General features: G+C 50.1%; 19 protein-coding genes, 2 tRNA genes, 1 rRNA gene and 1 other annotated feature. Of the genes, 2 read left to right on the top strand and 20 right to left on the bottom strand.

Annotation, left to right across the window (positions count from 1 at the left end; all coding sequences use genetic code 11):
- Positions 1–79 precede the first annotated feature (79 nt).
- Positions 80–1,492, top strand: a complete 1,413-nt coding sequence (locus DXD92_RS05970) for an aspartate ammonia-lyase (RefSeq protein WP_022463078.1) — start codon at positions 80–82, stop codon at positions 1,490–1,492.
- A gap of 113 nt (positions 1,493–1,605) precedes the next feature.
- Here DXD92_RS05970 and DXD92_RS05965 read toward each other — a convergent pair whose 3' ends face one another.
- The 14 genes from DXD92_RS05965 to mutY all read right to left on the bottom strand — a co-directional run bounded on the left by DXD92_RS05965 (position 1,606) and on the right by mutY (position 15,349).
- The gene (locus tag DXD92_RS05965) at positions 1,606–2,778 is read right to left on the bottom strand and encodes an NAD(P)-dependent malic enzyme (RefSeq protein WP_022463077.1); all 1,173 of its coding nucleotides are present in this window, start codon (positions 2,776–2,778) and stop codon (positions 1,606–1,608) included.
- Positions 2,779–3,125: 347 nt separating this feature from the next.
- The gene (locus tag DXD92_RS05960) at positions 3,126–4,514 is read right to left on the bottom strand and encodes an MATE family efflux transporter (RefSeq protein WP_022463076.1); all 1,389 of its coding nucleotides are present in this window, start codon (positions 4,512–4,514) and stop codon (positions 3,126–3,128) included.
- Positions 4,515–4,861: 347 nt separating this feature from the next.
- Positions 4,862–5,155: an AAA family ATPase gene (locus DXD92_RS05950; protein ID WP_022463075.1), complete on the bottom strand. Its 294-nt coding sequence runs from the start codon at positions 5,153–5,155 to the stop codon at positions 4,862–4,864.
- Positions 5,134–5,730 carry a chromate transporter gene (locus DXD92_RS05945; protein ID WP_022463074.1) on the bottom strand — a complete coding sequence of 199 codons (597 nt, stop codon included), beginning with the start codon at positions 5,728–5,730 and terminating at the stop codon, positions 5,134–5,136. Before DXD92_RS05945 ends, DXD92_RS05950 begins: the two co-directional genes overlap by 22 nt.
- Entirely contained in the window at positions 5,727–6,293 is a 567-nt protein-coding gene (locus DXD92_RS05940) for a chromate transporter (protein WP_117804329.1), read from the bottom strand. Before DXD92_RS05940 ends, DXD92_RS05945 begins: the two co-directional genes overlap by 4 nt.
- 84 nt (positions 6,294–6,377) lie before the next feature.
- A tRNA-Thr gene (locus tag DXD92_RS05935) sits at positions 6,378–6,450 on the bottom strand.
- A 171-nt stretch (positions 6,451–6,621) separates the two neighbouring features.
- Positions 6,622–7,227 (bottom strand): RNA polymerase sporulation sigma factor SigH, encoded by a 606-nt coding sequence (gene sigH, locus DXD92_RS05930; protein WP_226906387.1) that lies wholly within the window; start codon positions 7,225–7,227, stop codon positions 6,622–6,624.
- Between the two features lie 39 nt (positions 7,228–7,266).
- Positions 7,267–7,989 (bottom strand): 23S rRNA (guanosine(2251)-2'-O)-methyltransferase RlmB, encoded by a 723-nt coding sequence (gene rlmB, locus DXD92_RS05925; protein WP_055221331.1) that lies wholly within the window; start codon positions 7,987–7,989, stop codon positions 7,267–7,269.
- A 243-nt stretch (positions 7,990–8,232) separates the two neighbouring features.
- Positions 8,233–8,592, bottom strand: a complete 360-nt coding sequence (locus tag DXD92_RS05920; RefSeq protein ID WP_055221333.1) for a Mini-ribonuclease 3 — start codon at positions 8,590–8,592, stop codon at positions 8,233–8,235.
- 107 nt (positions 8,593–8,699) lie between these two features.
- Positions 8,700–9,383 carry a serine O-acetyltransferase EpsC gene (gene epsC / locus DXD92_RS05915; RefSeq protein WP_055227154.1) on the bottom strand — a complete coding sequence of 228 codons (684 nt, stop codon included), beginning with the start codon at positions 9,381–9,383 and terminating at the stop codon, positions 8,700–8,702.
- A gap of 102 nt (positions 9,384–9,485) precedes the next feature.
- Positions 9,486–9,720 (bottom strand) — a binding site (T-box leader).
- A gap of 42 nt (positions 9,721–9,762) precedes the next feature.
- Complete coding sequence (locus DXD92_RS05905) at positions 9,763–12,390, bottom strand: cation-translocating P-type ATPase (RefSeq protein ID WP_118640320.1); 2,628 nt, start codon at positions 12,388–12,390, stop codon at positions 9,763–9,765.
- 262 nt (positions 12,391–12,652) lie between these two features.
- Positions 12,653–13,201 (bottom strand): 2-C-methyl-D-erythritol 2,4-cyclodiphosphate synthase, encoded by a 549-nt coding sequence (gene ispF / locus DXD92_RS05900; protein ID WP_022463066.1) that lies wholly within the window; start codon positions 13,199–13,201, stop codon positions 12,653–12,655.
- 26 nt (positions 13,202–13,227) lie between these two features.
- Positions 13,228–14,244 (bottom strand): glycosyltransferase family 2 protein, encoded by a 1,017-nt coding sequence (locus DXD92_RS05895; RefSeq protein WP_055267469.1) that lies wholly within the window; start codon positions 14,242–14,244, stop codon positions 13,228–13,230.
- A gap of 37 nt (positions 14,245–14,281) precedes the next feature.
- Positions 14,282–15,349, bottom strand: a complete 1,068-nt coding sequence (mutY, locus tag DXD92_RS05890; RefSeq protein WP_055267466.1) for an A/G-specific adenine glycosylase — start codon at positions 15,347–15,349, stop codon at positions 14,282–14,284.
- Between the two features lie 148 nt (positions 15,350–15,497).
- Here mutY and DXD92_RS05885 point away from each other — a divergent pair, with 148 nt between their 5' ends.
- Entirely contained in the window at positions 15,498–16,130 is a 633-nt protein-coding gene (locus DXD92_RS05885) for an HAD family hydrolase (RefSeq protein WP_226906388.1), read from the top strand.
- 86 nt (positions 16,131–16,216) lie between these two features.
- Here DXD92_RS05885 and DXD92_RS05880 read toward each other — a convergent pair whose 3' ends face one another.
- The 6 genes from DXD92_RS05880 to DXD92_RS05855 all read right to left on the bottom strand — a co-directional run bounded on the left by DXD92_RS05880 (position 16,217) and on the right by DXD92_RS05855 (position 24,502).
- Complete coding sequence (locus DXD92_RS05880) at positions 16,217–18,640, bottom strand: L,D-transpeptidase family protein (RefSeq protein ID WP_118640269.1); 2,424 nt, start codon at positions 18,638–18,640, stop codon at positions 16,217–16,219.
- Between the two features lie 358 nt (positions 18,641–18,998).
- Positions 18,999–19,445 carry a threonine/serine exporter family protein gene (locus tag DXD92_RS05875; RefSeq protein ID WP_022463061.1) on the bottom strand — a complete coding sequence of 149 codons (447 nt, stop codon included), beginning with the start codon at positions 19,443–19,445 and terminating at the stop codon, positions 18,999–19,001.
- A 41-nt stretch (positions 19,446–19,486) separates the two neighbouring features.
- Positions 19,487–20,248, bottom strand: coding sequence for a threonine/serine exporter family protein (locus DXD92_RS05870; protein ID WP_055221312.1), 762 nt, complete (start codon positions 20,246–20,248; stop codon positions 19,487–19,489).
- Positions 20,249–20,638: 390 nt separating this feature from the next.
- Positions 20,639–21,238, bottom strand: a complete 600-nt coding sequence (locus tag DXD92_RS05865; RefSeq protein ID WP_055221314.1) for a DUF4230 domain-containing protein — start codon at positions 21,236–21,238, stop codon at positions 20,639–20,641.
- Positions 21,239–21,441: 203 nt separating this feature from the next.
- Positions 21,442–21,512 (bottom strand) — tRNA-Trp (locus DXD92_RS05860).
- 103 nt (positions 21,513–21,615) lie between these two features.
- Positions 21,616–24,502 (bottom strand): 23S ribosomal RNA (locus DXD92_RS05855).
- Positions 24,503–24,505: the final 3 nt, after the last annotated feature.

Genomic DNA, 24,505 nt, shown 5'->3' with positions numbered 1-24,505 from the left:
TTCCGGTATCGAAAGGCAAAGCAAGAATTGTTTCAGACAATATACACAACTCAATGCGTGCAGAAAGAAGGAGATTATTATGAAGACAAGAATTGAAGCAGATTCCATTGGTTCCCTTGAAGTCCCATCCGACGCCTACTACGGGGTACAGTCCCTGCGGGCAAAACGGAATTTTCCCATCACGGGAACGTCGATCCACCCGGTCATGATCCAGAATCTGGCGAAAATTAAAAAGGCAGCTGCCATCTCCAACCGCGAAGCACAGAGACTGCCGGAGGAAAAAGCGGCTGCCATTATCTATGCCTGTGATGAAATCATTGCCGGCAAATTAAAAGACCAGTTCATCGTTGACGGCATCCAGGGCGGCGCCGGAACGAGTGCTAATATGAACGCAAACGAAGTCATCGCAAACCGCGCCATCGAAATCCTGGGCGGCACCAAGGGTGATTATACCATTGTCCACCCGAATGACCACGTCAACATGGCACAGTCCACAAACGACGTTATCCCAAGTGCAGGAAAACTGACCGTACTCGATCTGCTCCCGGATCTTCTGCATGCGCTCGAGTCACTCCACGCAGCACTGCTCGATAAGTCCCAGGAATTTGACCACATTTTAAAGATGGGAAGAACCCAGCTTGAGGACGCCGTTCCGATGCGTCTCGGCCAGAGCTTCCACGCTTACGCAACGATGATCGAGCGTGATATCCGCCGGATCGAATGCGCCAGAAAAGAGCTGTTCACCCTGAACCTCGGCGGAACAGCCATCGGTACGACGATCAATGCTTCCGATTACTATCTCCACCACATCGTGCCGACCCTCGCTGCTGTGACAGGCTATCCGCTGATGCAGGCGGACGATCTGTTTGACGCGACGGAGAACCTCGACGGATTTGTGACGATCTCCAACACGTTAAAGACCTGCGCCGTCAACCTCTCCAAGATGTGCAACGACCTGCGCCTGCTGTCCAGCGGACCGCGGACCGGATTCGGCGAGATCAACCTGCCGCCGATGCAGAACGGATCCTCGATTATGCCGGGCAAGATCAACCCGGTTATCCCGGAGGTTGTGACACAGGTTGCCTTCCATGTCATCGGAAACGACACCACAATCACGATGGCGGCTGAGGCTGGCCAGATGGAGTTGAACGCGTTTGAGCCAGTTGTCTTCTACTCCCTGTTCTCTTCCATCACCTCGATGACAGGCGCTGTGAATACGCTTGTGAAGAACTGTATTCTCGGCATTACCGCAAATGAGAAACGGTGCGAGGATCTCGTTTCGAAGAGTGTCGGCATCACAACGGCGCTCTGCCCGTATATCGGATACCAGAAAGCGGCCTCGATTGCAAAGAAATCGCTGAAGACGGGCGAGAGTGTTACTTCTCTGGTTCTGAAAGACGAACTGCTGACACAGAAACAGCTCGACGACATTCTCGATCCGTACGCTCTGACCGGACCGGAACTGCCGGCAGAAGACGATCTGGCTGGCTGAATGTAACTGCTGCTTTCCTTCATAATTTCTTAACGATACGCAAAAAGGCTTCCCGGATTTCCTTGCTGTCCGGGAAGCCTTTTTCTGTCGTTTTCTTTTGTATCAAACTCTGTTTAGATTCTCGCTACGCCGCTCTTTCTTGCTGCCTCTGCAACGGCTGCTGCCACCGCATCTTTGACACGCGGATCAAAGGCTGCCGGCAGGATATAGTCTGCGTTCAGCTCTTCATCGCTTACCAGGCCTGCGATTGCGTAAGCTGCTGCGACCTTCATTTCATCGTTGATATCAGATGCTCTCACATCGAGCGCTCCGCGGAAGATGCCCGGGAAGCAGAGTACGTTGTTGACCTGGTTCGGGTAATCGCTTCTTCCTGTGCTGACAACGGCTGCTCCTGCTGCTTTCGCCTCGTCCGGGAAAATCTCCGGCGTCGGATTTGCGCAGGCAAAGATGATCGGCTCTTTTGCCATCGTACGTACCATATCGGGAGTGAGCGTACCCGGCGCAGAAACGCCAATAAAAATATCGGCTCCTTTGATTACCTCTGCAAGCGTGCCCTTCTCATGGTTGTAGTTTGTGATCTTCGCCATCTCCTCTTTGATCGGGTTGAGGCCGTCGCGTCCCTCGTAAATCGCACCTTTGCGGTCTGTCATGATGACGTTTTTGAGACCCATCGAAATCAGCAGGCGGATAATGGCGATTCCGGCTGCACCGGCTCCTGAGGTAACAATTTTGACTTCATCCAGTTTCTTTCCAACCAGTTTCAGCGCATTGATGACACCGGCCAGTGTGATCACGGCTGTTCCATGCTGATCATCGTGGAAAATCGGAATATCACAGCATTCCTTTAATTTCTTCTCGATCTCAAAACATCTCGGTGCGGAGATGTCCTCCAGGTTGACACCGCCGAAGCTTCCTGCGAGAAGACGCACGGTATTGACAATATCATCCACATCCTTGCTGCGCACGCAGAGCGGGATTGCATCGACACCACCGAATTCTTTAAACAGCACGCATTTTCCTTCCATGACCGGCATGCCGGCCTCCGGGCCGATATCTCCAAGTCCGAGAACTGCGGTTCCATCTGTAACAACAGCTACCGTGTTCCATCTTCTGGTCAGCTCGTAGCTCTTGTTGACATCTTTCTGAATTTCCAGGCACGGCGCCGCCACACCCGGTGTATAGGCAAGACTCAAGGCATCTTTTGTATCTACGGCCGCCCGGGAAGTGACCTCAAGCTTTCCGCGTAATTCATAGTGCATCTTTAATGATTCTTTTGCGTAATCCATCGCTTTTTTCCTCCATTTCATGTGTGACTGCGTCTCATTAATAATAGGAAGAGAGATTCACGCGTCACACGGGATGTCTGTTCGCTGCACCCCTATTATAACAAGCGTTCTCTAAATTTCAACCGGTGTTTTGATTAATGAAAAAATTTCCACTTTTCCACCAAAAACAGCTGCTTCATTTGCGAAATTTTATCAAAAATACTCTTTTTCTTTCTCTCAGCCGCAGTCCGATCCTGCCCGGAGGGCTTTTTTTGCTTTACAGTAAAATTCAACAAAGTTTTTTATAAAGCAAAAAATCTGCCCGCCTCCCATCCTTTTCAGACTGGAAAACAGACAGATTTTTTTCTTTACTCCGCCACAATATTCTGCAGCCAGACTCCTTTCTTGACAAGGACAAATCCAATCACGCACTTGATCAGGTCAACCGACATAACCATAAAGTAGATTGCGTAGATCGAAAGTCCGGTAAAACGGCTCAGGCAGAAAGCCACCGGCACACTGACAACCCAGATGAAGACGCTGTCGAACAGGAACGTGATGATCGTTTTTCCACCGGAGCGCAGGGTAAAGTAGCTTGCATGCAGGAATGCATTGACCGGCATGAACATGGCCACTTCCACGATGAAGATTGCCGCCATGTGGCGTACTTCGTCCGTCGTGTTGTAGAGGCGTGGGAAGATTGGAGCCACGAGCGCCATCAGCGCGCCGATCACAATGCAGAGTAATACGGAAAACGTGATCAGCTTCGTATCGGTATCCTTTGCCTCTTCCATCCTTCCGGCTCCGAGGAGCTGTCCGACGATGATGGCAACGGAATCGCCGAGTGCGATGAAAACGACGTTGAACAGGTTCGAGATCGTGTTGGAGATATTCATCGCGGCTACGACATTCAGTCCACGCACGGAGTAACACTGCATCAGGATCGCAACGCCGCCTGCCCAGAACGTTTCGTTCAGCATCAGCGGTGTTCCTTTGATAAGGATCTGTTTCGTCAAAGCCGCCGGAACACGGATCGTGCGGTACAGATGCTTCGTAAAACGATATTTTTCTTTGTTTCCGTGCGTGCGGATCAGCACGATCGCCATCTCCACGTAACGGGACAGCACCGTTGCAACTGCCGCGCCGACAACTCCGAGCTGCGGTGCGCCGAATTTTCCGTAGATTAAAATATAATTAAAAATCAGATTGACAAATACGGCTGTGATACCGGCCTTCATCGGAAGCATCGTCTCGCCGCATTCGCGCAGCGTGCTGGCATAAAGCTGCACAAACAGGAACGGCGGAAGTCCTACCAGCATGACCTTCATATAAGAAATGCCATAGGCTAATGTCGCATTCATGTCCTGGCTTCCCTGATCTCCTGTCAGGTAGAGACGAATCAGAGGCTCGTGCGCACCAAGGAAAATAGTGATTGCCGCTGCCGTCAGGATCACGCCGATCCAGAGCTTGAAGCGGAAGGTGTTTCGCACACCCTCGTCGTTGCCCTGTCCGAAATACTGCGCAGTGAAAATTCCTGCACCGGATACCCCTCCGAAAATGCAAAGGTTATAGATAAAAAGAAGCTGGTTGACAATTGCAACGCCGGACATCTGCTCGGTACCGACCTGTCCTACCATGATGTTGTCGAGAAGACTGACAAAGTTGGTGATACCGTTCTGAATCATAATCGGCATCGCAACGCCAAGTACCATCAGGTAAAACCGTTTGTTCCCAATAAATTTTCTGTGTTTCTGCATGGTTTCCCCCTTTTCTTGCTGTATAAAATAAATGACATAAATCGGAGCCTTTCTGGATTTCTCCAGGCAGGCCCCGAACAGTAATGCTTATTATACACGATTCATGTTTAGAAAGAAAGATCCTTTTTATCTTTTTTCTGGCTTTTTTTGACATCTTAATTTCAGAGCATCAAACAGCCTCAACGATAAGATAAGCATAACTCCCCATATTACCCATGCCGCAAAGCACCCAATTCCCTGATGGCGGATATCTACCATTATTCCAACAATAAAAGGAAGTGACATAAACATAATTACTGCCATTATAAAATCAAAAATAATGTATAACACTATGTTTACCTTCCCTATTAAGAATCTGCTGTTTGATATTCATCCTGTATTTTCTGATTTGCCGCCTGACCAATATTAAGCTTTTCAAACATTTCTTCTGTATCCAGACTTCTGCTGTAGTACGCAGTCATCATATCCGCTGTGATCGATTTTCCAAATCTTCTGGGGCGGCTGTTGCAGATAAACTTCGATGTTGTGTCAATCACACTGTTGGTGTATTCCAGCAATCCTGTTTTATCGATATATATTCTTGAGTTTAATACGTCCTGAAAAGCATTCACCTTTGAATTTAAAAAATCGTCCCACAGCATGCCGCAAATTTTTCCACCAGCGCCACTGCCACCTTCATCACCCCGGCCAGTACCATCACAAAGATTGGGTTCTTTTTGCCTTTCTGCAGCAGAATGAGGCTGATGATAAAGATCACGACAAGACTCCAGTTCGTCTGCGCCAGCCGGATCACGGTATCTCCTTCACTACTCCAAAACGCCGTGACCAGAATTGAAATCCCTGCGGAACCGATCATCGCCACAACCGCCGGGCGGAGGGAGTGGAGGATTCCCTGGAGCATTGCCATTTCGCGGTATTTTAAATATAGCTTCGCAAGCAGTGTGACGAGAATACACGACGGCAGAATACATCCAAACGTTGCCACGAGCGCTCCTGGGATGCCTGCGATTTTAATTCCGACGAAGGTTGCCGAATTGACTGCGATCGGCCCCGGTGTCATCTGAGAGATGGTGATAAGATCCGTAAACTCCGACATCGAAAGCCAGCCGTGTCCCTGCACCACCTGTCCCTGAATCAGCGGCATGGCCGCATAGCCTCCGCCGAAGCTGAGCAGGCCGATCTGGAAAAAGCTTAAAAATAGCTGAAAATAAATCATTTCGCACCCCTCCGTTTCGCCAGAATCGTCCGCACCGCACCGATGGCACCGCAGACCAGTACAATATAAATCACGTTGACCTTGAAAAAACAGGCTGCTGCAAACGCACAGACAAGAATCACCAGCGACAGCGGATCTTTTTCTTTCACAACCCCGGCTCCCATCTCATACGTCACGGATGCAATCACGGCTCCGACGCCTGCCTGCATTCCTTCGAGCATCTGGCTCACGAAAAAATTATCCCGGAACGCCTGATAGCAGACCGAAATCACAGAGATAATCAGAAACGGCGGAATAATCGTTCCAATAATCGAAACCAGCACACCAATCATCCCCGCCAGTTTATACCCGACAACAATCGCCCCATTCACCGCAATCGGCCCCGGCGATGACTGCGCAATCGCCACCAGATCGAGCATCTCATTCTCCTCTATCCAGTGGTACTCATCCACAAATTTCTTCTTCATCAGCGTCACAATCACATAACCGCCGCCGAACGTAAATGCACTCAGATACAGCGTGGAAAGGAACAGCTTCTGCAGTACCTTACGTTTTGACTCCATTCTTTTCACCTCGTTTTTTCCGATCTGTCTCCCGTTGTTTTTATATAATGAAAAAATCCCGGTTTCCCGGGATCTTTCATAGTAAGCTGATGACGGGAATCGAACCCGTGACCTCCGCCTTACCAAGGCGACGCTCTACCGACTGAGCCACATCAGCACTCGCAAGTTGTTTTGTTTTTTTTGTTAGCTCCTTGCTACATTTGGTATTCTATCAAAACTATAGTGAATTGTCAACAGTTTTTTCTACAAATTTGAAAATTTTTATTTGTTCACAGATTTTTCTGCACTTTTGACAATTCGCCGTAATTTTTTCGGTCGTTTTCCCATCTCACGAACAGACCTCCCGCACTTTACTGCGGATTCTCTGCAGTGCATTGTCGATTGCCTTCGGCTGCTTTCCAAGTTTTTCTGCAATCTGCGTATAATCGTACCCTTTCAGATACAATTCCAGCACCTGGTACTCAAATTTGCTGAGCCGTTCTTTGATCCGCTCATGCATGCCGATTACGTTTTCCCGGCTGATCATAATCTCCTCCGGTGTCTCCTCGTCCACCAGGCGCAGCTCTTGCTCGGAAACCGGTTCGCTTAACGAGACGAAGCTGTTCAGCGGCTGATGCTTCTGGCGCTGGGACGATGCCACTGCAGAATACATCTGACGGTCGATGCACAGGCCGGCGAAGGTGGCAAACGATGCCTCCTTCCCCGGTTTGTAGTCACGCACTGCCTTAAAAAGTCCGAGCATGCCCTCCTGGATCAGATCCTCGTGATCTCCGCCCACCAGGTACAGCGCCCTCGCCCTGGTCCGCACCAGCGATTTGTATTTGTCGATCAGATAATCGGTAATCTCGCGTTCTCCTGCCCGCAGACGCGCAATCAGCTCCTCATCCGTACAGGTATCGTAATCTTTCACCATCATATCTCTTGTATCCTTCATCTTTCTTCCGCCGGAGCGTAATGTGATTTTCCGCAATTTCTAGCAGCTTCTCTGTCTTACAATCTCATAAGCGAGCACGCCGGCTGCCACGGAAGCGTTCAGAGAGTCGATATCGCCTTTCATCGGAATTGTGGCTGTGAAGTCGCAGTTTTCTCTCACCAGACGGCTGACACCCTCTCCCTCATTTCCGATTACAAGGCCGATCGGTCCTTTGAGGTCGAGATCATACATTCTCTGTCCGTTCATGTCCGCGCAGACAAACCAGATGCCCTTTTCCTTCAGCATTTCCATGGTCTGCACCAGATTCGTCACCTTTGCCACCGGTGTGTAATTTAATGCACCTGCCGACGTTTTGGCAACGGTTGCTGTCAGGCCGACTGCGCGGTGCTTCGGCACGATGACACCATGTGCACCTGCCAGGTTTGCGGTACGGATGATCGCACCGAGATTATGCGGATCCTCAATGCCGTCCAGCAGAAGGATAAATGGCGGCTCCCCTTTCTCCTCTGCGCGCGCGAGGATGTCCTCAACGGTTGCATAACTGTAGGAAGCCACCTGTGCAATGACACCCTGATGCTTTCCGGTGGTGGACAGCTCGTCAAGACGTTCTTTTTCTACATAATTGATGATGGTATCGTGTTTTTTCGCCTCACGGATGATCGTGCGGATCGGGCCGTCCTGGCTGCTTGCAAGGACGAACAGCTTGTCCACGGTCTTGCCGGAGCGGAACGCCTCGATGACAGCGTTTCTTCCCTCTACCATGCCGCCTGTAAACTCCTCATCCGCCTGCTGTACTTCCTGTTTTCTGTCTCTGTCACGGTAATCTCGTTTCCCCTTAAAGTCACGTTTTTTTCCGTCTCTTCTCTCAAAGTTTCTCTTGTCGTTTCTGTTGTTTTCTCTCATATCATTCCTGTTCCGCGGTCCCAAAAGCAGTGGGAACTTTTGCTTTTTCAAAAGCCCCACTGCCCTGCCGCTTCTTTTTTATTTTCTGAATCTTATCTGCTCTCACACTTCGCCAAGTCCTGCCCGGATCAGGTCGATCATCCGCTTGTAATCCCCTTTCAGGTACAGATACCCCATCACGGCCTCAAACCCGGTTGCCCGGCGGTAGTCGATCGTGGACGCATTTTTTGCCTTGGTATAGGATTTCGCATTTCTGCCTCTTTTATAAATCTGTTTTTCCTCTTCGGTAAACAGCGGCTCCAGAATTTCAATCATCGCCGACTGTTTCTCCGCCTTTACAAGCCCTGCCGCATGGCGGTGCAGCTTGTTGACCTGCATATTTGCTTTCCGCACCAGAATCGTGCGGATGACGATCTCATACGCAGCATCCCCGATGTAGGCCAGCGTAAGCGGCGAATACATGCGGATGTCATGCTGTTCCAGTCCGAATACCTCCGAAAGATAATCCTTCTCCCCGAAAACCGCCTCTGGAAAAAGCTCCTCGTTTTCTGTCTCTTTGCCCACTTCCGTCACTTCTGTTCTGTCCTTTCTTTTTTCCTCATCTGACGCAGCTCGCCCTCCAGCTCGAGCACACGGTTCGTAAGCTCCGTATTCTCCTGCTGCAGTACTTTGATATCCTCGAAAATCGGGTCCGGCAGATGAATGTGATCCATGCTTTTTCTCGGAATCCGCACATCATTCTGCTTCACAATGTGCCCCGGCACGCCGACGACGGTACAGTTCGGCGGAACCTCCTCGATCACAACCGATCCGGCTCCGATTTTGGAGTTTTCCCCGATCGTAAACGATCCGATGATCTTCGCACCGGCGCTGACCATAACATTGTCCTTCAGCGTCGGATGACGTTTCCCGGTCTCCTTACCATTACCGCCGAGCGTCACGCCCTGATACAGCGTCACGTTGTCTCCGATAATGGCTGTTTCTCCGATAATCACACCAGAACCATGATCAATAAACAATCCCTTTCCGATCGTCGCACCCGGATGGATTTCGATACCGGTTTTTCTCGCTGCCCGCTGTGAAATCCACCTGGCCAGAAAGTAATGGCCTTTCAGATATAGCTTGTGCGCCCGTCTGTACTTCAGCATAACACGAAATGAAGGATACAGCAAGACTTCCATGGGAGAATGTATCGCCGGATCCCGCTCCTGAATCACCTGAAATTCCTCTTTAAAATACGCGAAAAAACTCATCTTTCCTCTCCTTGCCTCCTGCCAGGACTTTTTCAGATTTTTATTTCTTACCACCTTTTTTGCCCGAAGGGCAATATTCAAAAACGGAGCTGTTTCATCTCCGATAAAGACGAAATAGCTCCGTGGTTCCACTTTACTTTAAGGGCATGCATGCCCTCTTCTTTTCTTCTGCATAACGTGCAGGACCCGTGCCGGACTACCCACTTTTTCCGCTTCACCCGGCCAGCTTCCGGACGCACTTCAAAAACCCTCGTTTCAGGCAGCTTCCAGCCCCATTTGTCTGCCATTCTCTGTGAAACAATTCTGATTTTCTACTTTTTCCGTTCCAAGCCTTTTTCTGTTTCCGTTTGTTCTAGTTTATGCAAATTTTTCTCGTTTGTCAAGCAAATTTCCGCCGGATCCACTTGCTGATTTCGACCGCCGGAATGACAAGCAGTCCAAGGCCGATCGCCACATCATATTCCAACGCGCTGATCCGCTCAAAACCGAACGCACTCGACAGTACCGGGATGTAAATGACGGCGGATGTGAGGACAAATGAGAGTGCCATCGCGCCCCACAGATACTTGTTCTGATGCTTCATATGGAAAATAGAACCTTTCCGTGATCTCATATTGAAGGAATGGAAAATTTCCACCATAGAGAGTGTCAGAAACGCCATCGACATGCCGTCCGGGCTGTTGACGATTTCCCAGCGGCCGGCTTCCAGATAGTGGCCGATGAAGTAGGACGCCAGCGTCAGCACCGTAATCACGATGCCCTGAAACGCAACATCAAAGCCGAGGCCGTCCGCAAAAATACCGTCATCCGCATTTCTCGGCGGGCGTTTCATGATGTCTGCCTCACCGTCCTCCATACCGAGCGCCAGCGCCGGGAAGCAGTCCGTAATCAGGTTGATCCAGAGCAGATGCACCGGATTTAAAATCGTAAAGCCCATCAGCGTCGCGCAGAAAATCGACAGCACCTCGGCAAGGTTCGATGCCAGAAGGAACTGAATTGCCTTGCGGATATTATCGTAGATTCGTCTTCCTTCCTCAACCGCCGCGATGATCGTCGCAAAGTTGTCGTCCGCGAGCACCATATCTGCCACGTTTTTCGTCACATCCGTTCCCGTGATGCCCATTCCGATGCCGATATCCGCACGCTTGATCGACGGCGCATCGTTGACTCCGTCTCCTGTCATCGCGGTGATTCTGCCTTTCCGCTTCCACGCATCGACAATCCGCACTTTATGCTCCGGCTGGACGCGTGCGTAAACAGCATATTCCTCGATTCTCCGGTCAAGCTCCTCATCGCTTAACTGGTCAATCTCGGCTCCCGTTACCGCTTTCCAGCCCGCCTCCAGAATACCCAGCTCTTTTGCAATAGCAACCGCTGTGTCTTTGTGGTCACCCGTAATCATCACCGGACGGATGCCTGCCCCGCGGCATTCCCGGATCGCATCGACTACTTCCGGCCGCACCGGATCAATCATACCGCAAAGTCCTAAAAAGCAGAGATCCTGCTCCAGAAAGTCCGGCTCCTGGGAGGACGGCATCTGGTTCCACGCTCTTCCTGCTGCCGCCAGCACGCGGAGTGCCTGGTCTGCCATCGCCTTGTTCTGCGACAGGATTTCCTGCCGGAATGCTTCTGTCATCGGCTGTTTTCTGCCATCACGCCAAACGGAGGTACACCGCTTCAGAATCTCATCCGGTGCGCCTTTTGTGCAGGAAAAATACGTTCCGTCGTTTGCGCGGTGGATCGTTGTCATGCGTTTCCGCATCGAATCAAACGGCGCTTCCCCGACACGCGGATACTGGACGGACAGGCTCTTCTTCGGGCATCCCTCTTTCTGCGCATCGTTGACCAACGCACATTCCGTCGGTTCTCCGACTGCCTCGCCGTTTTCGTCCGGCTCCGCATCGGAGCAGAGTGCCATGACGGATACGAGACGTTTTATATCACTTCCCTCATGTTTTACCACGGTCATCTTATTCTGGGTCAGCGTTCCTGTCTTATCCGAGCAGATCACCTGCGTACAGCCGAGCGTCTCGACAGCCGTCAGTTTCCGGATCACCGCATTCCGCTTTGACATTTTGGTCACACCGATGGAAAGCACGATTGTGACAACTGCTGCAAGTCCTTCCGGAATTGCCGCTACGGCAAGGCTGACGGCTACCATAAAGGTATTTAAGATGTTCTGCGGCGTCACGCCCTCTTTTAAAATGCCGACAACGAAAATCACGGCACAGATGGCGAGCACCATCACGCTTAAGATTTTGCTGAGCTGGTTCAGCCGCTTCTGCAGCGGTGTGCTCTCATCCGCCGACTGCGTCAGAACATGGGCGATTTTTCCCATCTCGGTTTTCATACCCGTTCCGGTGATAACAGCGCGGCCGCGGCCATAGACAACGGTGCTTCCCATATAGACCATGTTTTTCCGGTCCCCGAGCGGAACCTCGCTGGCTGCGCCGGCGTTCAGAACATCCGCTGTTTTATTGACCGGGACAGATTCTCCGGTCAGCGCTGCTTCCTCGATTTTCATGCTGGCACTCTCTAAAATACGGCCATCCGCCGGAACAGCATCGCCCGCTTCGAGAATTACAATATCACCGGGTACGAGCTCCTCGCTCTTTTTCACTTCCATTTTCCCGCCGCGCATCACCTTCGACGTGGCTGCCGCGATCTCCTGCAGAGCTTCAATCGCTTTCTCTGCCTTGCTCTCCTGCAGAACACCGAGCACCGCATTAATGATGACAACGGTGAGAATAATGACCACATCAGCGTACGATTCGCCTTCATACGCCGATGTGATGCCGGAAATCAACGCTGCGGCGAGCAGGATCAGGATCATCGGGTCTTTCAGTTCTTCGAAAAACCGCTGCAGATTACTCTTCTTTTTTCCCGCCGCCAGCCGATTCGGTCCGTGTTCGGAAAGCCGCCGCGCAGCTTCCGCCTCGGAAAGTCCCTGCTCCGTTGTCTGTAACTCATCAAGAATCTTCGAACTTTTTTCCAGATACTCTTTCATTTCCATCCGTCCTTTCTTCTGAAAACGCTTTTTGCGTTCCTGTGATAAGTTCCCACTGGTACACCGGTCTCTTTCTATATAGAAAAAGACCTATCCGCACCATATTTGTTGATACAGATAAGTCTTGTCATTTCATACAAAGCCAGAAGAAATGCTTTTTCTTCGGTTGTTGGCCTTATAGCGTCACGTATGCCGCCGACTACTCCCTTATTCTTCTTCCAGTCTACCACATCTTCCGGCCTTGTGCAATCGCATTTCTCTTTTATTCTTCTGCGTTCTTTGCGCATCCCGGGCAGCCGCTGCATCCGCCTGCGATCCGGTCGTCCGGCATCAGGTCGAGTGCCTTGGAAATGCAGCAGATCGCCTGTGCGGAAATTCCCTCTTTCTTTCCGGTAAAGCCAAGTCCTTCCTCGGTCGTTGCCTTGATATTGACCTGATCCTCTTCGAGATGAAGCGCCTCCGCCACATTTTTCACCATCGTGTCGATGTATGGCAGGAGCTTCGGCTTCTGTGCAATAACGGTTGCATCGATATTTTCAATCAGATACATCCGCTCCTCGAGCATCTCACCCACTTTTTTCAGCAGTTCGATGCTGTCTGCGCCCTCATACGCCGGATCATTGTCCGGAAAATGGCGTCCGATGTCCCGCAGTGCTGCAGCGCCGAGAAGCGCATCCATAATGGCATGGACCAGCACATCTGCATCGGAATGTCCCAGAAGGCCATATTCATACGGGATTTCCACACCGCCCAGAATCAGTTTCCGGTTTTCCACCAGTTTATGCACATCGTAACCCATTCCTACTCGCATTGTTCGTTCCTCCGCTTCGTTACTTTCTAGTTAAATCCATACAGCTTCTGCGCTACCTTGTAGGCATAGACTGCAATTTTCTGTCCCGGTTTTGATTTGCTGCTCATAACAGTTCCGAAAATGCCGTGGCGGATGCGGAAGTAATCGGCTGCATCCTCCTGTTTCAGGTATCTCCAAAGATCGTTCTTTTTCTCGAGATTTTCTTCCGTTCCGGAGCGCATCATCATCACGGAAGAAACCGTCATAATAATGGTCAGATAGCTGATCATATATTTCCGCAGGTGCTTCGACAGCCCTTTCTGTTCACCAAGGTAATCGATCATCAGCTTGTTGACACGGATCTGCTGGTCAATTCTGCCGATCATGACTTTCTCGTTAACCGACTGGTCGGCTCTCCCGATAAAGTAGCGGTAGAAATTGACATCGAGATAATACATCGTTTTGACGTACGGAAGCGGAATAAACGCAACCAGATTATCCACATAGAAGGTGTGCTCCGGCAGCTTCATGCCGCACTCTCTTAAAAGAGAAGTCCGGTAAATCAGCGAATGCATCAGCAGATAATGTGTTTTGCCGAGAGCTTTCGCCTCATCCCATCCGAAAAAGCGGCCTTCCGGCAGCGATTTCGCATAGCGCATCACACGTTTTCTCTTGGCGCCCTCTTTTTCATACACATAGTTACTGATCAGAAGGTCGAGTGTTTTCGGTCCGCGTACGACTTCTGCCAGAACATTTAAAATCTTCTGGTATGCCTCTGGGTTTACCCAGTCATCACTGTCCACAACCTTAAAGTACAGACCCGTCGCATTTTCCACACCCGTGTTGACTGCTCCGCCGTGGCCCTTGTTTTCCTGATGAATCGCTTTTACAATCGTCGGATATTTTTCCTGATAGCGGTCTGCAATCTCTGTGGTTCCGTCCTTGGAACCATCGTCCACGATCAGAATTTCTACTTCTTCTCCGCCGACCAGCAGCGAATCGATACATTTCTCCATATATGCTTCTGAATTATAGCATGGTACTGCAATTGATAAAATCTTCATCTTTTTTCTCCCTGCTCTTTTTTGCTCTTCTGCCGTTTCAGGCACGTTCCAGATCTGTATATTTTGCGTATTCCGCAAACGCAGACGGAATGGCATATCTTTCAGCCGCGGTTTTCGCATCCGCAAAAATCAATCCGGCTTTTTCTTCCCCTTCCTGCTCCACATCGTTTCCTGCAATTTTAATAGCGTATCCTGTGATATGCCACTCGACATGGGAAAAAATGTGCTTGTACGGCGGCAATGCCTGAATATGAAGCGGCGTCACGCCGAATTTTTCTGCCTCTTCAAGTGCTTCCTGTTCGGAGAGCACGCCATCGAAGTTCGGGAACTCGTAAAGTCCCGCCAGAAGTCCTTTTTTCGGCCGTTTCCGCACTGCTGTGTGCGTACCGTCCAGAAATAACAGAACGGTTCTGTCTTCGATTCTGCGCGGCTTTGCGCTCTTTTTAAACGGATATTCCGTCCAGGTCTGATGCTGTCCCGCCAGACACTGGTCAAAAAGCGGACAGACTTCACATTTTGGTGCGCCGTTCGGCAGACAGACCATTGCGCCGAGATCCATCATCGCCTGGTTGAAGGCTCCCGGATCTTCTGCCGGCATGATTTCGGTCAATTCCGCTTCCACGCGGTTTTTCACGGACTGCTTTAAAATGTCCTCACCGTCCTCCCGGAGGCGTGCCATCACACGAAGCACATTTCCGTCCACCGCCGGCACCGGAATGCAAAACGCGATCGATGCAACGGCTCCCGCTGTGTAATTTCCAATTCCCGGAAGTCCTTTTAAGGCTTCGTAATCTGCCGGAAATACACCGTCATACACTTCCATAATTTTCTGTGCGGCCTTCTGCATATTCCGCACACGGTTATAGTAACCAAGGCCTTCCCAGAGCTTCAAAAGCTTTTCCTCGGGACAGACCGCAAGTGCTGCGACATTGGGCAGTTCACGCATAAACCGCTCATAAAACGGCTTGACCGCCTCCACCCTCGTCTGCTGGAGCATAATCTCGGAAACCCAGATTTCATACGGGTTCTTTTTTTCTCTCCACGGCAGCACTCTTTTATTTTCGCCATACCATTTCAATAATGGCTTTGTGATTGTGTCCTGCATAGTAATCTCCTGTTAATATATCATTCTTATTTTGCCACATTTTCCTCCAAAATGCAAAATAAACATTGCGCTCTCACGTGTTTTTGATTAAAATTAATAAATACTTTAAAAGAATAACCAAAACCCTTAAGATATGGAGGAAAAACTCTTGATCGACAGTATTATTTTTGATGTGGACGGCACCCTGTGGGACTCCACAGACGTTGTTGCCGACGCATGGAATCAGATTATGGAAAAAGAAACTGATATGACACCAAACCTCACCGGAACCGTGTTAAAAGGCCTGTTCGGCCGCCTGCTCCCGGATATCGCCGCCGTCATTTTCCACGAATATCCAAAGGAGCGCCAGTTAGAACTGATCGAGGCATGCTGTGCCAAAGAGCATGAGGCACTTCTTGCGACACCGGCTCCTGTTTATCCGGGACTTGTCGATGCACTTTCTATTCTTTCCAGACATTACCCGCTTTATATCGTAAGCAACTGCCAGGCGGGCTATATCGAAGTTTTTCTGGAAGCCACAGGCCTCGGTCACTATTTCAAAGGCCATCTCTGTCCTGGCGATACCGGAAAGGCAAAGGCAGACAACATCCGTACAATCATCGAACAGAACCATCTGCAGCACGCGGTCTATGTCGGCGATACCGACGGCGACTACAAGGCGACACGCGAGGCCGGAATCCCGTTTGTCCATGCCGCATACGGTTTTGGTCAGACCGAAAACCCGGACTACACCATCACTTCCCCGATGGATCTTGTCACACTGTTCGTACCGGAAAATTAATTTTTAACAGTTTCTTTCTCATAAAAAATACGCATTCCTGTTTTGATAACGGAATGCGTATTTTTTATGTTCTATTTCTTCTTTTCTCAGCTCTCGCCCTTACCTGGGTAATCATCGTCACCCGTATGGTCTCCCTGATCCGGTGCGCTCGGCTCCTGGGTCGGTTCCGGTGTGGACGGGGTCTCCGTCGGTGCTACGGTCGGCTCCGGCGTAGACGGGATCTCGGTCGGTGCTGTGGTCGGTTCCGGCGTAGACGGGGTCGATGGAGTTGATGGGGTTGATGGAGTTGATGGGGTTGACGGAGTTGACGGCGTGTAATCATCGTACGTGTAGGATGGCGTTCTCGTCGGCGTTACTGTCGTGGTATTCGTCGTATCATCGACATTTTCGTCATCTGCTTCCGGTGCCTGTGTCACAGTAAGCGTGTCTTCACTTACCTCATAAGCTTCGGAATAATAAATGATAACCGGTGTTCCGTCATCGACATTGTCATATAATGCCTGTGCCACTGCAGTCGGAAGTGCAACAGATCCTGTCGTCGATCCTGCAGTCAGATACAGGTTTCCGCCGAAACTACTTCTCCAGGAAGCATCGTAGAAACCAATCTCTCCGTTGAACGGAATCCAGGAATCCACATCTCTTTCCCAGGAATAGCTGCCGTCTGCCTGAAGCTCTCCGTGCAGTTTTTTCTGGCTTTCTTTTGCTGCGGTTGTGTAGATACCCGGCTTCGTGTAGCTGCTCTGCTCCATCAGACCGGTTACACAGTCACCGTCGACAACCAGATTTCCATCTTTGTAGAGCCAGATATGCTGACGGCTGGCATCAACCTCAACATACGTCTTGCCGAATCCGTTGTTCTCTGTGGAAGCAGCAAACTCTCTCTGCGCATACTGCGGCTCTCTTGCGTCTGCTGCGTGAGCATCTACTTCTTCTGCGATCTTTGCTATCTCCTGCTCCTGATCCACTTTCCATCCGTAGCCTTCCTGGCTGATGGTCACGCCGCCTTCGATACCGGTTGCCGGGAAGGTGTGATCCTTGCCATCGGTATCAATCGCTGCCGCAAGATTTGCCACATATTCTTTTACTCTTTCATTCCACTGGTTTTCATCTTTGGAATAATTTCCATCCGCATCGACTGCCAGCCAGTCTTTCATGGTATTTCCGTCAAGAATCTGTGTTGTTCCATCCGGCATACTGTATGTGATGCTTGCGCGTACCAGTTCATTTAACTGATCCTTCTGTGCATTCAGTGTTTCGTCATCTGCTGTTACCAAGGTTCCGTCGTAAACGCCTGCTTTTTCAAGATCCACTTCGGTATCCGCATTGATCAGCGCGTTTTCGATGCACTGTTTTGCAAGGGTAAGATCCATTCCCTCACCCATAACAGCATCCACAATCTCAAACTCATTGTTCTGGAAGGTGATGTAGGCGCTGGCCGGTGCATTCTCACCGTCTGCGGACTGGAATTCGTCAAATCCATCAATCACCGCATCCAGTTTTTCCTGACTGTACTGCATGGTGACCTGGGAATCTTTCTCTTTTCCGCCATTTCCCAGGAACCAGAGGAAACTGTTCTGTTTCTTTAACACGCTCTCCACGCTGCCGTCTCCGGCGTAGGTGTAGTCGATGTCTTTTCCGCTGACACTCTTCGTATCATTGTCTTTGAATTTTACATTTAAGGTATAGTTTGCAGCCTGCTCTTTGATTTTCGTTTCTGCCTCTTTGGCCGTCATATCCGAGCAGTCTACTCCGTTGATGGTTGTTCCGTTGAAAAAATAATTCTGGTAATGGAACATTTTGCTTCCATAGAAAAAGCCTCCCACAGCAATAACAGCAACGGCTGCAACGGCGATAACCGCACCGCCTTTTCCCTTTTTCTTCTGCGGTTTTGCGCCATGCGGAATGTACTCTTCGTCGTCATCCTCATAATCGTCGTAGTCATCATCCTCATCGTCTATTTCCGGCATTGGGATATGGCCTACCGTGTCGCTGACGAGGCGCTCCATTGCGGCTTCCACCTGATCACCAAGCACTTCTTTCTCCGAACCCTTGGTCTCTGTCTTCTCTTCTCCCAGCAGATCATCCTCATCTGCGAATGGATCGTTGATGATCAGATCATCATCCACCATCACTTCTTCCGGTTCCGATTCTGTTTTTGTCTCCGCCGGCGTCTCTTCGATTTCTTCTTCCTCTTCTGTAAATTCCGGAATCTCGATGTCCTGCGTCACAGGCTCCACTTTGGTCTGCTTCATTTTCTGCTTCGCTTCTTCGTCTTTTGCACGCTCAGTTGCCTCAAGGACACTTCGCAGATTACTTAAATTTGCAGTCTCATCCGGGATGTGATCTTCGCTTTTTGTTTCTTTGCTTTCAAATTCAATGGAGTCTTCGATGTCTGCCAGTTCTTCCTGGAATGTTTCACCGCTCTCCTTTTCCGCCAGGTCACGGTCAATCTCTTTTTGCAGGGCAGCCCAAAGTTTACCGTCCTTTAAATCATCATCTTCAAACTTCATATTTTTTGCTCCTCATAGTTCTGTGTCTGCACTTTACTTACTTCTCTTCTTTTTTCCTTGTTTCAACTCACAGTCGGTATTTTCACGGAGTCTGACATGTCGAAAATAGTTCGACTGTGACTTACCTCATGTCAGTGGAGGATACCGATTTCTCTCCGCCCGCCACTACCGTTATGTTTCTTTTAACAATTCATCCCACCGCTTTAGAAGCGGGGGACTTCTTGTCTACTGATGTTAAAAATGCCCCTATAGATTTCTTCTTTTGTCCAAGGGCACATACACTGTTAAGTATATCATAAAATTCGACAAAAAAAAGCAAAAAATTTGGTTTTGGCAAATTTCTCACTTTTTTCGTAAATCACCTATGGAATTCGTAAAAAAATACCTTCTGCAGCGCTTCTCCGAGGAAAATTCCAAGGGCAATTGCGCCTGCCGCGGTCGCTGTCTCTAAAAGATACGTTCCAACCATGTTTTCCGGCCCCATAACGATCGAGTAGACGATGCGGTACATACCGGCTCCCGGCACCATCGGAAGAATGCCCGGGATCACGAAAAGGATCACCGGCGCTTTGAAATGACGCGCCATTGCCTGGGAAACCAGGGCGACGGCAACGGCGGCAAGAAAGTTCTTCATCAGAATGCCGTCGTTGAATACTTCCACGATCAGATAGACCGCCCAGCCGATCATACCGACACCGGCCGTGTAGCATTCCAGCTTTTTTGGTGCGTTCAACAGTCTTGAAAATCCCCAGATTGCAACCCAGGCTCCAAGGGATTTCAGGATGATTTCACCTGCTATTCTCATATTTTTGCTTTAACCTCATCTTTTTTCTGTATCGGTTTTCTCTACCGCACCAGTGGACGGAGCAGCAGCATGCCAAGTCCCACGCCGATTGCGATGGCCGCAGCGGTTACAAACGCCTCAAGCATCCGTGCCGCACCGGAAATGTAGTCGCCGTGCAGGGTATCATACACCGCATTCGTGATCGCCACACCCGGTACGAGGGGCATGATCGATGCAATGATAATGACGTTCAGATCCATGGTCCCCGGCAGGTAATGAACACAGAGAATAGATGTGACCGCCAGCAAAAATGACCCGATACAGTTCACAAGAAACGACTGCATCCCGGCTTTTTTTCCTCCGTAAACACCGATTCCTGATATAAAACCTGCAAGTGCAGATGCCAGCACTTCGTAGAACCCGGCTCCGAACATGATTGCAAAGCCTGCGGTCGTCGCCATCATCGCGAGCAGATTTTTTTTAATTTCCGACTTGGCACGATAGATATCCCGCACCCGGTGGAACAGCGCATCCAGGTCGATATTTCCTTCGCAGAAATCGCGGGAAAGCTGATTGACCGCATGGATCCGGTTCAGATCCGTTGCACGGCTCTCTACGCTGCGCATAACAGTCATGGAATCCATCGCCGGGTCGTCGAGCGTTACCACAAAGCCGGTCGTCAGCGCCAGTACATCCGCAGTTTTCAGGCCGGACATGCGCAGCATCCGCAGCATGGTATCCTCCACCCGCCACGTCTCCGCCCCGCTTTCCAGCAGGATTTCTCCCGCCATGACCGCGGTGTCCAGCAGCAGTTTATAGTCCATAGTTTTTGTCCTCTCAAATGTAACTCATATTTCACACATGCCAAACGATTGTACCATGAAGCAGTGTTCACTTTCAAGTTAATTCTATGCAAATTCGGCGATATCCGGGCGTTGGGATGTTCCGATGTTCACCCGCGCCATTCACAAATCTTTTCAAAGTTTCTTCAAACTCCATTCACACTTTCCTCACATATGACAACTATACTAAACGTATCAAAACAAAGGGACAACAAATCATCTTCCTCTATCTTTCAACCGTTGTCCCAACCTAATATTCTTTCCAATTTATATAGATTTTTCTTTTTCATAATGCCGGTGTTTCTGCCAGAAGAAATACCGGCCCTCCTTTTTTTATCCCCCAAAAAGAAGTGCCGACATCCCGTCTATGTACTATTCTTCAAATTTTACAACCAATGTCTTGTCCCCGACCGTCTCGGACAGCATTCCGGTAATCAGTGTTTTCGCCTGTTCCTGTGCCATCGTTTCCAGGTCATCCATTTCTTTCGTCTGCTGCTCTACATCCTCCTTCGCACTCGCGATTGCATCCATCGCATCTTCCTTCCGCTCCCAGTTCAGAAGCGCTGCCTTCTCATCGTAATACTGGATGGAATCATTGTCGATGGAAATATCAAAAATCTCCACTGCCGGAAGTGTAACTGTTACTTCTGAATCCGTCACCTCCGTATTCGCCTTCGAGAGATCCACGCCCGCACGTACCTCTGCACGGTATGTCATATTAAACGCCTTCTGCGTCAGAAACGGAATCGACCCGTCCGAGTAATGAATCAGCCCGTTATAAATCATCTTCGCCGACGTCAGCTCCCCCGCCGCCTCCAGCTTGCTGTCAATAAACGTCCCCGTAATCTCCGGCTCCCGGTCCCGCCGCAACGACTGCGTCAGATAAACAACCATTCCAGCAAGGATTACTACGATCAGAAGATAAATGACAGCTTTTACCGTGCCGCGGCTTCCATTCTTTTCTCTGCTCACGTTACACCCACTCCCTTCTCATGTTTCATTTTTCATTATTTTTGAATATGTTCTGTGGCTCTATTGTACCTTATTTACACCATAAAAAACAGTCCTGCTTTACAAAAATATCTTAAAATTCTGTAAATCCTGTTCTGTTAGACTTTTCTTTTAAACAATACGAAAAAAGAGTGAAGATTTTGTATCTTCACTCTTTCCTAATACAGGGGATGAGAGAATCGAACTCCCACCAAAGGTTTTGGAGACCCCTATCATACCATTTGACCAATCCCCTACGCTAGATATACCTTCAAAACCGCATACACTTAACATCTATACATCATACCATACTTTCTTTCCGAACACAACCATTTTCTGCAAAACTTTTGTTTTGCATTTCAGGTCAAGCCCTCGACCGATTAGTAACAGTCAGCTCCATGCCTTACGGCACTTCCACCCCTGCCCTATCTACCTCGTCGTCTTCAAGGGGTCTTACTTCTTTCGAATGGGATATCTCATCTTGAGGGGGGCTTCACGCTTAGATGCCTTCAGCGTTTATCCCTTCCCGACTTGGCTACCCGGCCGTGAACCTGGCGGTTCAACCGGTACACCAGAGGTCAGTCCATCCCGGTCCTCTCGTACTAAGGACAGCTCCTCTCAAATATCCTACGCCCACGCCGGATAGGGACCGAACTGTCTCACGACGTTCTGAACCCAGCTCGCGTACCGCTTTAATGGGCGAACAGCCCAACCCTTGGGACCTACTACAGCCCCAGGATGCGATGAGCCGACATCGAGGTGCCAAACCACTCCGTCGATGTGAACTCTTGGGAGTGATAAGCCTGTTATCCCCAGGGTAGCTTTTATCCGTTGAGCGATGGCATTCCCACTTAATACCACCGGATCACTAAGTCCTACTTTCGTACCTGCTCCACCCGTCGGTGTCGCAGTCAAGCTCCCTTCTGCCTTTGCACTCTTCGAATGGTTTCCGACCATTCTGAGGGAACCTTTGAGCGCCTCCGATACCCTTTCGGAGGCGACCGCCCCAGTCAAACTCCCCGTCTGGCATTGTCCCCCGGCCTGATAAAGGCCGCTGGTTAGAAGCCCAGCAGCACAAGGGTGGTATCCCAACAATGGCTCCCCTGAAACTGGCGTTCCAGGTTCACAGCCTCCCACCTATCCTGTACATGCACTGCCGGACCCCAGTACCAAACTGGAGTAAAGCTCCATGGGGTCTTTCCGTCCTGGCGCGGGTAACCAGCATCTTCACTGGTACTTCAATTTCACCGGATGCATTGTCGAGACAGCGCTCAAATCATTACGCCTTTCGTGCGGGTCGGAACTTACCCGACAAGGAATTTCGCTACCTTAGGACCGTTATAGTTACGGCCGCCGTTTACTGGGGCTTAAATTCAAAGCTTCGCTTGCGCTAACCTCTCCTCTTAACCTTCCAGCACCGGGCAGGCGTCAGCCCATATACCTCACCTTACGGTTTTGCATAGACCTGTGTTTTTGCTAAACAGTTGCTTGAGCCTATTCTCTGCGGCCAACTCTCGTTGGCACCCCTTCTCCCGAAGTTACGGGGTCATTTTGCCGAGTTCCTTAACAATGCTTCTTCCGCCGGCCTTAGGATTCTCTCCTCATCCACCTGTGTCGGTTTACGGTACGGGTATCTTAAAAACAATAGCGGCTTTTCTTGATTCATGGCTCACACACTTCCCTACTCTAGTTCGGTCCGCATCACGCCTTTGGATTGCCACACGGTTTTTCCTATGTGACTCCTCCTTCGCTTGCACGCGGCTTTCCGTTCCGCGCCTGTGCTCTCCACAAATGTCCCCACAGTTCTGTTTTAAGATAGTGCAGGAATCTCAACCTGCTGTCCATCGGATACGCATTTCTGCCTCTCCTTAGGCCCCGACTTACCCAGGGCAGATCAGCTTTACCCTGGAAACCTTGGATATTCGGCCGAGAGGATTCCCACCTCTCTCTCGCTACTCATTCCGGCATTCTCTCTTCCTGGCACTCCACAGCTCCTTCCGGTACTGCTTCGTTGCGCCAGCAATGCTCCTCTACCATACCTTGCGGTATCCTGTGCTTCGGTGTCGTGTTTCAGCCCCGGACATTTTCGGCGCAGGACCTCTCGACTAGTGAGCTATTACGCACTCTTTGAATGTGTGGCTGCTTCTGAGCCAACATCCTAGTTGTCTTCGAAATCCCACATCCTTTTCCACTTAACACGTACTTTGGGACCTTAGCAGCAGGTCTGGGCTCTTTCCCTTTTGACTGCCCAACTTATCTCGTGCAGTCTGACTCCCGATGAGCATCTTTACGGCATTCGGAGTTTGATATCCCTTGGTAAGCTTTGACGCCCCCTTAGAAATTCAGTGCTCTACCTCCGTAAGACTCCATCGAGGCTAGCCCTAAAGCTATTTCGAGGAGAACCAGCTATCTCCGGGTTCGATTGGAATTTCTCCCCTACCCACACCTCATCGCCACCCTTTTCAACGGATGTGCGTTCGGCCCTCCACTACCTCTTACGGCAGCTTCAGCCTGGACATGGGTAGATCACCCGGTTTCGGGTCTACTCTTACTGACTTCACGCCCTCTTAAGACTTGGTTTCCCTTCGGCTCCGTACCTATAGTACTTAACCTTGCCAGTAAACGTAACTCGCCGGACCGTTCTACAAAAAGTACGCGGTTGTGCACATAAGGCACTTCCACAGCTTGTAAACACAGGGTTTCAGGTTCTCTTTCACTCCCCTCCCGGGGTCCTTTTCACCTTTCCTTCACAGTACTATGCGCTATCGGTCACTGAGGAGTATTTAGCCTTGGAGGGTGGTCCCTCCTGCTTCCCACAAGGTTTCCCGTGTCTCGTGGTACTCTGGATCCTGCCAGCCTCTCATCAATTTCGCCTACGGGATTTTCACCCTCTCTGATCAGATTTCCCAAAACTGTTCGGCTATTGATTCGAGTACCTTATGCAGTCCACAACCCCGCGGTGCACGCACCACGGTTTGGGCTCTTTCCATTTCGCTCGCCGCTACTTTGGAAATCGAGGTTTCTTTCTTCTCCTCGGGGTACTTAGATGTTTCAGTTCCCCCGGTTCCCTTCCATACGTTATGGATTGGCGTATGGATACTTGAGGTTTGCTCAAGTGGGTTTCCCCATTCGGATATCTCCGGATCAATGGATATTTGCTCCTCCCCGAAGCTTTTCGCAGCTTATCACGTCCTTCATCGGCTCTCAGTGCCAAGGCATCCACCCTGCGCTCTTAATGCTTGACCTGTA

Source organism: Blautia sp. TM10-2 (genome assembly GCF_003480845.1).
Lineage (GTDB): Bacteria > Bacillota > Clostridia > Lachnospirales > Lachnospiraceae > Fusicatenibacter > Fusicatenibacter saccharivorans.
Note: the sequence above shows the minus strand (reverse complement) of the source record. Positions and strands in the feature narration are given on the sequence as shown.